Source organism: Micromonospora sp. NPDC050686 (genome assembly GCF_040654475.1).
Classification (GTDB): Bacteria; Actinomycetota; Actinomycetes; order Mycobacteriales; family Micromonosporaceae; genus Micromonospora.
The window spans coordinates 44,307-55,864 of the sequence record NZ_JBFAID010000015.1 but is presented as its reverse complement, the minus strand read 5'-3'; the positions used below and the strand labels follow the sequence as shown (position 1 = coordinate 55,864).

Below are 11,558 nucleotides of genomic sequence, written 5' to 3'. Positions count from 1 at the left end.
GGACGATGGGATGCGTAGCCGCGGAAGCGACCCGCGACGACGACCCGGCGCGGGCGGTGCGACGGCTGACCCGCGCGCCCGTCCCGGCGCCCGGCGGACCGGACCGGCGCCGTGTCCTGCCGATCGTCGGGCGTGCGACTCACATCGGGGCGCCCGACGCCAGGCCGCCCGATGGTAGTTTGCAACCAGTCTGGACGAGGCGAGGTGCGGTGTGGAGCCGGCGCGTTCGGGTTGTCCCGTCAATGCTGCCGTCGAGGCGTTCGGTGACAGCTGGAGCCTGCTGGTGCTCCGGGACGTGATGTTCGGCGATCGGCGCTACTTCCGGGAGCTGCTGGCCGGCTCCGAGGAGGGCATCGCCTCCAACGTCCTGGCCGACCGGCTCAAGCGGCTGGTCGGTGCCGGCCTGCTGACCCGCGAGGACGCGGGGCCGGGACGGCGGGCCGCCTACAGCCTGACCGAAGCGTCGATCCAACTGGTGCCGGTCTTCGCCCAGCTCGGCGAGTGGGGGGTGCGCCACCGCCCGACCACGAGACGGCTGCGGGTGCGTGCGGAACTACTCGCGGCCGGCGGACCGGAGCTGTGGCAGGAGTTCATGGCCGAGCTGCGGGCCGCCCATCTCGGCGAGCCGTTGCCGCACCGGGAGGGCCCGAGCGTCATGCGACGGCTGGCCCAGGCCCAGGCCGCTACACCCTGACCGCTGAATCGATTCGACCAGGGGCGGCTACGAACGCCGCTGGAACTCTGCCGTCGCCAGGCCCGCCGCAACGTCCGCGCGGCGGGCAGCACGGTGCAGTGGGACCCTGGAACCGCCCCCCGTCCCAGTACTTCGAGCTGTGGCGCCGCAGCTACCGACGCACTCGCGCCGCCTTCCCTACGGCCTGAAAGCGGTTACCCACCGTCGGCTGCGCGCCGGCGCCCTGCCGCGCCACGAGACCGTGCGCCACGGGCACGGGGCGGTCAGTGGCGCCGGCGGTCAGTGGCGCTGGCGGTTCTGGTTCTGCCGCAGGGCATCCTCGAGTTGGTCCTCGAGGATGATGATCCGGCAGGCGGCCTCAAGTGCCGTGCCCTGGTCGACCATCTCCCGGGCCCTGGCGGCCAGCCGCAGCTGATAGCGGGAGTAGCGGCGATGCCCGCCGGCCGAGCGTTGCGGGTCGATCAGCTTCGCCTCGTCCAACCTGCGCAGGAACTCCTGCGTGGTGCCGACAATCTCCGCGGCACGACCGATCGTGTACGCGGGGAAGTCCTCGTCGCCGAACATGTCGTCGGGGGTTTGGCCCATCTCACCTCCACGTCGAGGGCCCCGGCGCTGAAGCGCCGGGGCCCAGGGGTTACGGGTCTGAAACACCATCTACCGACAGGAACGTCGGCTTGTCCTGTCCGCACCAGCCGTCTGTGCAGGCTTCGGGTGCGAGGATCGCGTAAGCGTGACCGGAGACCACCTCTCGTTCGATGGAAACTGCGGTGTCCGCCCGGCCCGAAAAGATGATGACCGGTAGCGGGCGATCCAACGGTGTAAGGCCCTCCCTTTCCTCTGCTTCCACGGTCCGAACTGTCCGTCGGCATGCGGAGCCCCACGCAACTTCGTGGCCCCACACGTGTGCAACGAACTGCCAGGTGAAGCCCTGAACCTGCCTCGGCCCCACCTGCGGCGCCCCGCCGTACAGCTCGGGGCTTGCGTACATGCACTGCCGGCGGGAGCGGTGACGTGCACCGGCTCCCGATCCTGCCCGTCGCGACCTCGCGGCCGGTCAGTCCGTCTGCGTCTTTACGTTCCTCTGCCGTCAACGAGAGTTAGCTTAACCGAGCCGCGCAAGAATATCTAGGAGAACGAGCACAGGTTTTCTTGAACTCTGCGGGCTGCTTCCGGCGGCGGCGACCCGGCGGCCACCCGCCGCTGGGTGATCCCGCCGCCCGGCGTGGTCACCGTGGGCGCGCGACCTCGGGCCGGCGCCGTGCGGTGGGGTGGGGATCGAGCGGAGAACGAGTGGGCCGTGCCGTGACGCGGATCAGACGGCTGGCGGCAGGGTCGGGCCGGCTGTCAACGACGGCGCCGTGAGCGGACCGCCACAGCGGCCGGCACGGCCCCTGCGACGGCGACGGAGAGACCGACCCACATCCAGTTGGATTGCGGGTCGGACGTGCCGGCGGTCGTGGCGGAGACCCAGCCGGCGAGGTTGTCGGTGCGGGCGGCCGCGTCGTCGCCGGTGTGCGGGCAGGCCGGGCCACGGCTGACCACCGCCACGAGTTCGGGTCCGTCACCGTCGCCGGAACGGAAGTAGGGGCCGCCCGAGTCGTGCGGGCACGCGCTGGTGTCGGCCTGCGGTGCCCGCCCGGCCACGGTCACCGTCACGTCGTCGACGCCGGTGACGACGAACTCGCCCGTCTGCAGGCGGTCCACGGTGTCGCCGACGTCGTAACTCGTCAGACCCCAGCCGGTGAGCCGGACCACCTCGCCGGGCCGGGCGGGGGCGGAACCGACCCGCAGCGGTGCGATGCCGGTGACCGGTTCACCCAGCTCGGCCAGGGCGACGTCGGCCGATTCCGACTGCCGCACCGCCACGACGGCGACCTCGTGCCCGGTCCGGTCGGCCAGGGCGGTGCGGCCGACCGTGGCGGTGGTGCGCCGGGCGACCGTCCGGTCGACGCGCTGGCCCGACTCGTCGCGGAAACAGTGGCCGGCGGTGATCACCCAGCGGGGTGCGACGAGCGCTCCGGAGCAGGAACTGTCCCGGCTGCCGTGGTCGGCCACCGGCAGGCCGGTCATGGTGAGCAGGACCGAGAAGCCGTACTCGCCGGACGCCACGTCTTCACCATTGGCGATCGCCTGGGCAGGCTGGGGGGCGCCGACCAGGACCGCGAGGGCGACAGCCAGGAGGGCGGCGACCCGCAGAAGAGTGCTGCGCATCCGTACATCCTGGTCCGCAGCCGGTAAAGGGGAGATAAGGGTGCGGCTGCTGGTATCTGGGATCAGCGCAGCTCGCGGCGGGTCGCGCGGAGTTCCACCGGCTCCGCGTGGCCCGCTACGACGGGGACGTGGCGGGCGACTCGGCGGCGTAGGGTGCGCAGCATGACCGGCGCGGCCGGCCACCTGGGCGGCGAGTTCCGGGTCGGTCGGGGCGACCTCGGCGACCCATCACGACAAGCGCGAGTCATGCGACCTGCGGGCGGCCAACAGCTCGGACATGTTCTCTCTGGTCCAGGATCGCGCGGCCTCGACAAGAGTCAGCAGGCTTCGACCGAGCGCCGTCAGCGCGTATTCGACGCGCGGCGGGTTCTCGTCATAAGCCGTACGGGCGATGAGACCGTCTCGTTCCATGGCCCGCAGCGTCTCGGTCAGCACCTTCGGCGTGACCGTCCGCAGCGGCACCCGGAGTTCACTGAACCGGCGCGGCCCGTGCTCCAGGCACAGCACCACCATCCCGGTCCATTTGTCGCCGATCTGGAACGGCACCACACTCGACGGACACGACGGATCGAACATGTCCGCGTCAAGCCGCAGCGTCACCGCTCGAACGTACCCCAGTACCGTTGCGGTAACCGGCCCACACCCGACTAGCGTCGCGCCATGAGCAGCATTGCGATCTTCGGAGCCGGCGGCCGGGCCGGCCGCGCCGTAGCCGCCGAGGCACACCGCCGCGGCCATCGCGTCACCGCGGTGGTCCGCGACCCCGGTAAACACCCCGGCATCACCTCCGCGGTACGCGGTGACGTCACCGACCCGCGGTCGGTCGCCACGATCGTGCCCGGCCACGACGCCGTGGTCAACGCGGTCAGCCCCGCATCCGGACCAGAAGCCCTTGCCACCCTCGACTTCGATCCAGACTTCTTCGTCAAGGCCGCTGACGCGCTTCTCGACGGTCTCTCCCAGGCCGGTGTGCTACGACTGGTCGTCATCGGCCTGTTCGCCAGCCTCAAGAACCCGGACGGTCGGCTCCTGCTCGACGATCCCGCCGTCCTACCCGTCGAGTTGCGACCCTTCGCCCTGGCCCACACGGCCGGCCTGGACCGGCTCCAGGCGGCAGAAACCGTGGTCGACTGGCTCATGCTCACCCCGCCCGCCGCCCTGCGCCCGGACGCCCCACGCACCGGCCGCTACCAGATCGGCGGGGAGCACCCCCCGGACCAGGAGGTCGCACATCTCTCGTACGCCGACCTGGCGGTGGCGACAGTCGACGAGATCGAGGCCCCGCGCCACCATCGCACTCGCGTATCCGTCTTCTCGCCGAGCGACCTCGCGATGAGGCCCTCTGACACGCAGGGCCTCGGCACAGATGTCGTCAGGTGATGGCGAGTGCCGGTGTGCCGGTGCTGTCGCGGACGGGATGGCGATGTGCGGCGGCAGCGAGCCCGCGCCGGCGCGATTCATCGGTGTCGGGTCACGGCGCCGCCGGCGGCGGGTGGGGCAGCGGATGGGCGCCTTGTGGGCGTAGGCCGTCGAAGATGATGGCAAGGTATCGCCGCCACAGGTCAGGCGGGGCGTCCGGCAGATAGCTGGTGACGTAGTTGGGCGCGCATCAGCAGGATGACGTCGGCGCCGGTGACGTCGGCCCGCAGGGCACCGTCTTCACGGGCCCGGTCGACGAGCCTGTGCACGGTGCCGAACATCTGCTCACGGGCCCGCACCACGTCCGCGCTCAGCTCGCCGGCGCCCTGCAGGAACGACAGGTCGCGTTGCTGTCGCTGGTCCGCGGCCACGGTGAGGAACTCCAGCAGCGCGGCGCCCGGGTCCGCCGCGTCGAGCAACCGCTCGCCCACGGTGTTGAGCGCGTCGATCCGGTCGAGGACGATCGCGGCGAGCAGGTCGTCCTTCGTGGCGAAGTGGCGGAACACCGTGCCCTTGCCGACACCGGCCCGGCGGGCGATGTCGGCGACCGAGGCGTCCAGACCTCGACCGGGGCGACCTCGTCGAGGAGCCGCCGCAACGGTTGCCACGTCGCGGCGGCCCGCCGCACCGCGAGCATCGCCTCGAAGGTGGCCCGCTCCCCGAGACCGTGCTCGTCACCTTCCCACAGCGCCGCCGCGTCGCTGACCAGCGTCGGGTCGGCGAGGCTGCGCAGGCGGACCACGGCGGTGAGGCCGGTGGTCTCGAAGTTGCCCCGTCCCTCCAGCCGCAGTGCCACCCGCAGACCTGTGTCCACCCCCGCGGAGACCTCCTGCGCCCAGTCGCGCAGGTCCGTCGCGGGCTCGGGGTCCAGACCAGCGAACCGGGCGTCACCGGTCAGCCAGGGAGCCGCCGGACTCCGGGGCAGGGTGTCGGCCACCGCGTCCAGGAACGCCCGCACCAGCCCCTGCGCCGCTGGCAGCATGAGCTGCTCGGCGAAGGGATCGACCGGCACGGCACGGGCCTCAGGGGGCATCGCCGCGGCGAGCGCGCGGATGCGCTCCACGTCGGAGACGTCGAACGGGCCCACCCGCCAGCTGTCGTACCCGTTCCGGGAGACGCCGGGCAGCAGCCGACCCCGGGCGACCAGGTGCAGGCCGGTGACCGCCACGGCCGACCAGAACGCGGCGGCGGGCGTGACGTCCTCGTCGCGCAACGCGACGAGGTGCCGGACGGCGTCGCCGACCGGCACGGCACAGACCGGCACCCGCCACGCCGTCACCGGGCCGTCGAGGGGCAGGGCGAGCGTTAGCTCACGGCACTCGCCCAGCTCGTCGCACTCGTCGGGCACCGCGCCGCCGGCCGGGTCGTAGAAGCTGACCGTGCCGGTGCGGGGCGGGTCGCCCGGCTCGAAGACGACCGCGAACCGCCCGAATCGCACCCCGTACCTCCCGTTCGTCGACCGCGGAAACAGCCGCCTGACGCCGCCGCGACCATTAGCGTACACCGTACCGTAGGCTGCACGATCGAAGCGGCCCGCAGCGCGGATCACGCCGCCGGCACCCCGCAGCCCCGCCGAATGCCTCCGGGGTGGCGGTGCCGCCAGCACGACGACACCGCCACCGCGCGAGGGATCAGCTGGCGTGCTGCGCGTCGGGCGGCGAGACCCACTGCACGAGCTGGTAGATCACACCGTTGGGATCGGCCATCTGGAAGTAGCGCTCCCCCCACGGCTCGGTCTCGATCGGGGTGACGATCTCGACCCCGTCCTGCCGCAGCCGTGCGTAGTCGGCGTCGATGTCATCGACGGTGAACACGACCAGCAGCCCGGCGGCGCGGCCGGCAGCCGACGCCGGCTTGAACGTCGGCAGCCCGGTGCGCAGGTAGATGAGGTTGAACCCCGCCGCGGGGTGGGCCAGGGAGCAGAATCCGTCGGCAGCCATCACCTCGGTGAACCCGAGATGCCGCTGAACCCAGGAGGCGGAGGCCTCGACGTCGGGGACGTTGAGCGAGATGGCGGACTCGGTGAGGCGCATGCGGTGGGCTCCTGTCGACTCGGTGGACCCGGCGGCCGCCGGGGTGGTGGCGCGATTGAGTTACATTGTACGTCGTATACCGTACGTCGTACAAGGAAGATGTGACAGGATCACCTCATGACCCAGAACCGCACCGGATCAGGCGAGCCCAGCCGTACGCTCGCCCTGCTGTGGGGGGAGCCGTCCGAGACGGCGCGGCGCAAGGGGCCGGCCCGGTCGCTGACCATCACGCAGGTCGTCGATGCCGCGCTCGCGCTCGCCGACGAGCAGGGCCTGACCGCCGTCACCGTTCGCGCGGTGGCCGAGCGGGTCGGAGTCTCCGCGATGTCGGTCTACACCTACGTGCCCGGCAAGCCCGAGTTGCTCGACCTGATGGTGGACGCCCGTTACGCACGGATGACCCGTGCTCCATGGGCCAGGCAACCGTGGCGCGAGCGGCTCACCGCGGTGGCCGAGACCAACCGCGACCTCCTCACCGCCCACCCCTGGCTCACCGAGGTCGCCGCCCTGAGCCGCCCCCCGCTCGGACCAGGCGTGCTGGCCAAGTACGAGCACGAGCTGGCCGCATTCGACGACACCGGCCTCTCCGACGTCGACATCGACGCCGCCCTGACCTACCTGCTCGGGTTCGTGCAGTCCCACTGCCGATCGGCCCACGACGCCGCCCGGGCCACGACCGACACCGCGATGAGCGACGCCGACTGGTGGGCCGCCAACCGACCCGTCCTCGCCCGCGCCCTTGACCCCCACCGCTACCCCCGCGCCGTCCGCATCGGCTCCGCCGCTGGCGAAGCGCAGGGCACCGCGTGGCACGCCGACCGCGCTTGGACCTTCGGCCTCGCACGCACCCTCGACGGCCTCGCCGCCCTCATCGACGGCGGCAGCTGAGGCATCCCGATCCTCACCTCGACGGCTGACCGGGAGCACCGCTGATCCGCCCCGCGAGCCAGGTCGCGGCCGACTGGTTCTGTGGCTACTTATCCTGTCGACCGGGGTGTCGCCTCACGACACAATCCCCGGATGTCCGTACCTTCTCTTACCCTGCTGCGCTGGCAGTTCGACCTGACGTGGTCGCTGTTCGAATACCATCTTGAGCGACTCGAAACCGCAGACTTCCTCTGGCAGCCGACCACACACTGTTGGTCGGTACGGCCCGGCTCTGACGGCAGCTGGACCCCCGACTGGGCCGATACCGAACCCGACCCAGCTCCGGTACCGACGATCAGCTGGTTGACCTGGCACATCGGCTGGTGGTGGACCGTAACGATGGATCATCTGCGGCAGCGGACACCACGGCAGCGCACGGACGTTGAATGGCCAGGCGCGGGTGAGCCGACTGTCGCCTGGCTGCGGGACCTGCGCACCGAGTGGCAGGCTCTCCTCGACGGCCTCAGCGACGTCGATCTCGACGGCACCGCGCCGTTCCCATGGCAGGACGAGACCGACCACACGGTCACGCACATGATCGGTTGGGTCAACTCAGAGTTGATGAAGAACGCAGCGGAGATCGGCCAACTCCGGCTACTGCACGCGGCGCGGACCTATGCCAGGACCAGCTGACCGCGCCGGATCCATCCGCGGTCCTGACATAGGCATCCTGGCAGGGTCAGCAGCCGATCCGGCTGGACCCGACCGCGACGTCGTCGTACCAGAGGGTGTCGGCCCCGCCGCCGTAGCTCTCCCAGCCCAGCTTCAGGTCGGTGAGCTGCGGCCGCCAGGTGCGGTTGTACCACTGGCCGTCGATGTCGTGCGTCGGTACGCCGTCCGCGGTAAGCCCGGTGACGGCGACGCCGTCCAGCCAGGTACGGAGCTGACCGGCCGAGCCGTCCACCATGAACTCCACGCAGGCCCACCGGTTGGTGGGTAGCGGCATGCTCTGCGCCACCCCGGCTGGGCTCTGCTCGGGCAGGGTCGCGTCGTCGGAGGCACGGTTCCACTGCAGGGCGCCGTTCTGGCCGCCCATCCGCAGGTCCTTCTTGCCATCGGCGGGGTCGGCCATCGCGATCATCGTGGTGTGATCGGTGGGCTGGGCGGTGGTGTGCCGCACCCAGATCCGGCCATAACGGACACTGCCCACGCTGCCGAGGTTCTTCGTGGACCTGATGAAGACGTGGTTGCAGTATCCGGCGGCGCCGTTGATGCGGACCGCCCGGCTGCCGCTGTGCGTGGTGGCCGTGTCGATGGTGGCCGTGCCGGCGCCGGAACAGTCCGGGCTCACCACGGTCCAGTCGCCCGAGGGCGTGGAGCCGGTCTGGTTCTCGAAGTCGTCGCAGAGCACCGCCCCGGCGCATCCGGTGGGCGGGGTCGTGGTGGTCGGCGGGGTCGACGTCGGCGGCGCGGTGGTCGGATTCATCGTGGTGGGCGCGCCGGTCGGGGTCGGCGCGGCGCCGTTGCACGGTACGCCGTTCAGGCTGAACCCGGTCGGGGCGCCGCCGCTGGAGCCGAACGTGCCCTGCACGCCGAACTCGGTGGAGCCGCCGGCCGGGATGCTGCCGTTGTACGACACGTTGCGGGCGGTCACCGTCTTTCCGGACTGGCTGACCGTGGCGTTCCAGCCGTTCGTGACGCGCTCGTCCCCGGCGTACGTCCACGTGACGGTCCAACCGGAGACGGCGGTGTCGCCGGGGGAAACCTTGATGTTGGCGGTGAATCCGCCGGACCACTGGTTGGGCGTGTAGTCGACCCGGCAGCCCTGGGCCGCCGCGGCCGGGCCGCTGAGCAGGGCCGTTCCGGTCGCGGCCACGGCTACGGCCAGCGCGGCGACAACCGCCAGGGTCGGGGTGGGGCGGGCGCGGAGAATCGTCATGGAAGGTCCTTCTGCCATCGAGCGGGGCGGAGGCGGCGCGGCGGCGCGCGTCCTGGACGGACGTGACGCGGCGGCGCGCCCTGGGTGCGGCGCGGCGGTGCGCCACAGCGACTGGTCGGCGCGTACGACCGACGTGCCCGGCTCGGGGTGGACCTGTCAGCCGCCGACGGCCCGGTCGCCCGGACCCCGGCGGCGCCCACCCTCAATCTATTTACCGATGCCGATCTAATCAAGGGTCAGCGCTCCGGACGCTATTTCGGTGGACCGGCCGGCCCGGCCGTGCCAGCGTGACCCGAAGACGGACCGAACCGACCGACGGGAGCACGGCGATGCGAGGACCCGAAACCTTCCCGCCCATCCGGACGCGAGCTTTCGAGGACCCGTCAGCCCATGCAGACCGTCAACCTTGGCATCGTCGCCCACGTCGACGCCGGTAAGACCAGCCTGACCGAACGCCTGCTGTACGCCACCGGCGTCATCGACCGGCTCGGCAGCGTCGACGCGGGCACCACCCGGACCGACACCGGCGAGATCGAGCGCCGCCGGGGCATCACCATCCGCAGCGCCGTCGCCGCGTTCGGAGTACGCGACCGCCAGGTCAACCTGCTCGACACCCCCGGGCACAGCGACTTCGTGGCCGAGGTCGAACGCGCGCTCGGGGTACTCGACGCGGCCATCCTGGTGCTGTCGGCCGTCGAGGGAGTACAGCCGCACAGCCGGCGGATCATGCGGATCCTCCGGTCGCTCCGGCTACCCACGCTGATCTTCGTCAACAAGATCGACCGGATGGGCGCCCGTACCGACGAGCTGGTCGCGGACGTGCGCCGGCTGCTCACACCAGCCGTCGCCCCGCTGGGCACGGTCCGCGCGCCCGGCACCCCCGAGGCCGCCTTCCGGCGCCACGACCCACGGTACGACGACAGCGCCGCCCACCGGCTCGCCGAGGCCCTCGCCGAGCACGACGACGAGCTGCTGGCCGCCCTGGTGGACGACCTGCCACCCGACCCGGACCGGATCGACAGGGCGCTTCGGGTGCAGACCGCGGCCGGGCAGGTTCACCCGCTGCTGTTCGGCTCGGCGCTGTCCGGGGCCGGCGTACCGGAGCTGCTGGACGCCGTCGCGGCCCTGCTCCCGCCGTCGCCGCCGGCCGAGCCCGAGCCGCGGGCCCGGGTCTTCGCCATCGAACGCGACCCCGCCGGCGAGCGGGTGGCGTACCTGCGGTCGTACGGCGGGCAGCTCCGCGCGCGGCAGCGGGTCACCGGGTACCGCCGGGAGCCGGACGGCCGGATCACCGCGACCCGCGCCCAGATCACCCGGCTCGACGTGATCGGCGCGGCCACCGGCGACGCCGAGCCGACCGGGCGGGGCCATCAGCCGGCGGCGCTGACCGCCGGGCACATCGCCCGGGTCGCCGGCCTGACCGGGGTACGCCTCGGCGACCAGCTCGGCAGCCCGGCCGGGCTCGACGGGCGGTCGTACTTTCCGGCGCCGACCCTGGAAGCCGTGGTGCGCCCCCGCGACCCGGCCCGCACGCTGGCGCTGCACGCCGCGCTGCTGGACCTCGCGGACGCCGACCCGTTCATCCGGACCCGGGTGGCCCCGGACGGCGGCACGAGCGTGCTGCTCTACGGCGAGGTGCAGCGCGAGGTGCTGGCCGCCATACTGGCCGAGGCGTACGGGATCGAGGCGGAGTTCGGGCCGGGCCGGCTCATGCACGTCGAGCGGCCCACCGGCACCGGCACGGCGGTGGAGATCATCGGGCACGGCTTCTTCGGCACGGTCGGGTTGCGGGTCGAACCCGGCTCCGGGGTGGACTACCGGCGGGAGGTCGAACTCGGATCGCTGCCGCTGTCGTTCCACAGGGCCATCGAGGAGGCCACCCGGGCCGCCCTCGACCAGGGTCATCACGGCTGGCCGGTCACCGACATCCGGGTCACCCTCACCCACAGCGGCTACTGGTCGCCGATCAGCACGGCCGGGCACTTCCGGGACCTGGCGCCGTACGTCCTCATGCAGGCCCTCGCCGAGGCCGGCACCCGGGTCTTCGAGCCGTGCCGCCGGTTCGAGGTGGAGGTGCCGGCCGACCGGCTCGGTCCGGTCACGTCGTACCTGAGCCGGCTCGGCGCCCGGATCGACGGCACCCACGAGATCGCGGCCGGCTGGCGGATCGGCGGGGTGCTGCCGGCGCGGCTCGAGCCGGAGGCGCAGCGACGGCTGCCGGACCTGTCCGGCGGGGAAGGGTTGTGGTCGTCGGCGCCCGGCGGCGACCGCCCGGTGTCCGGTGACCCGCCGCGCCGGCCCCGCACCGACGGCAACCCGTTCGACCGGGTCGAGTACCTGCGCTTCCTCGCCCAGCCAAGGAACCGGTCCTGAAGCCCTATGGAGCTCAAGGCCG

Annotated in this window: 11 protein-coding genes and 1 pseudogene; 5 read left to right on the top strand and 7 right to left on the bottom strand. The window is 72.1% G+C overall.

Going from position 1 to position 11,558, the window contains the following annotated elements:
• The first annotated feature begins 211 nt into the window (after positions 1 to 211).
• Complete coding sequence (locus AB0H57_RS13350) at positions 212 to 694, top strand: helix-turn-helix domain-containing protein (RefSeq protein ID WP_357505915.1); 483 nt, start codon at positions 212 to 214, stop codon at positions 692 to 694.
• Between the two features lie 279 nt (positions 695 to 973).
• Here the strand turns inward: AB0H57_RS13350 and AB0H57_RS13345 are convergent, their stop codons facing one another.
• The 3 genes from AB0H57_RS13345 to AB0H57_RS13335 form a co-directional block, all read right to left on the bottom strand.
• Positions 974 to 1,279, bottom strand: a complete 306-nt coding sequence (locus AB0H57_RS13345; RefSeq protein WP_357505913.1) for a MerR family transcriptional regulator — start codon at positions 1,277 to 1,279, stop codon at positions 974 to 976.
• A 759-nt stretch (positions 1,280 to 2,038) separates the two neighbouring features.
• Entirely contained in the window at positions 2,039 to 2,905 is an 867-nt protein-coding gene (locus AB0H57_RS13340; RefSeq protein WP_357505911.1) for a trypsin-like serine protease, read from the bottom strand.
• Between the two features lie 228 nt (positions 2,906 to 3,133).
• A complete protein-coding gene (locus AB0H57_RS13335; protein ID WP_357505909.1) occupies positions 3,134 to 3,505 on the bottom strand; it encodes a helix-turn-helix domain-containing protein in 372 nt (123 codons plus the stop codon).
• A 60-nt stretch (positions 3,506 to 3,565) separates the two neighbouring features.
• Here AB0H57_RS13335 and AB0H57_RS13330 point away from each other — a divergent pair, with 60 nt between their 5' ends.
• Complete coding sequence (locus AB0H57_RS13330) at positions 3,566 to 4,285, top strand: NAD(P)H-binding protein (protein ID WP_357505907.1); 720 nt, start codon at positions 3,566 to 3,568, stop codon at positions 4,283 to 4,285.
• A 182-nt stretch (positions 4,286 to 4,467) separates the two neighbouring features.
• On the opposite strand, the gene AB0H57_RS13325 is transcribed toward AB0H57_RS13330, so the two are convergent.
• The 3 genes and pseudogenes from AB0H57_RS13325 to AB0H57_RS13315 form a co-directional block, all read right to left on the bottom strand.
• Positions 4,468 to 4,695: a hypothetical protein gene (locus AB0H57_RS13325; RefSeq protein WP_357506028.1), complete on the bottom strand. Its 228-nt coding sequence runs from the start codon at positions 4,693 to 4,695 to the stop codon at positions 4,468 to 4,470.
• A 138-nt stretch (positions 4,696 to 4,833) separates the two neighbouring features.
• Positions 4,834 to 4,932 (bottom strand): annotated as a pseudogene (locus tag AB0H57_RS13320) (hypothetical protein); the annotation flags it as partial.
• A gap of 1,023 nt (positions 4,933 to 5,955) precedes the next feature.
• Entirely contained in the window at positions 5,956 to 6,357 is a 402-nt protein-coding gene (locus AB0H57_RS13315; protein ID WP_357505905.1) for a VOC family protein, read from the bottom strand.
• A 117-nt stretch (positions 6,358 to 6,474) separates the two neighbouring features.
• Here AB0H57_RS13315 and AB0H57_RS13310 point away from each other — a divergent pair, with 117 nt between their 5' ends.
• Both AB0H57_RS13310 and AB0H57_RS13305 read left to right on the top strand, forming a co-directional pair.
• Positions 6,475 to 7,245 carry a TetR/AcrR family transcriptional regulator gene (locus AB0H57_RS13310; RefSeq protein WP_357505903.1) on the top strand — a complete coding sequence of 257 codons (771 nt, stop codon included), beginning with the start codon at positions 6,475 to 6,477 and terminating at the stop codon, positions 7,243 to 7,245.
• A gap of 132 nt (positions 7,246 to 7,377) precedes the next feature.
• Complete coding sequence (locus tag AB0H57_RS13305; RefSeq protein ID WP_357505901.1) at positions 7,378 to 7,917, top strand: DinB family protein; 540 nt, start codon at positions 7,378 to 7,380, stop codon at positions 7,915 to 7,917.
• 46 nt (positions 7,918 to 7,963) lie between these two features.
• Here AB0H57_RS13305 and AB0H57_RS13300 read toward each other — a convergent pair whose 3' ends face one another.
• Entirely contained in the window at positions 7,964 to 9,163 is a 1,200-nt protein-coding gene (locus AB0H57_RS13300) for a cellulose-binding domain-containing protein (RefSeq protein WP_357505900.1), read from the bottom strand.
• A 390-nt stretch (positions 9,164 to 9,553) separates the two neighbouring features.
• Between AB0H57_RS13300 and AB0H57_RS13295 the strand changes: the two genes are divergently transcribed.
• Entirely contained in the window at positions 9,554 to 11,536 is a 1,983-nt protein-coding gene (locus AB0H57_RS13295; protein WP_357505898.1) for a GTP-binding protein, read from the top strand.
• Positions 11,537 to 11,558: the final 22 nt, after the last annotated feature.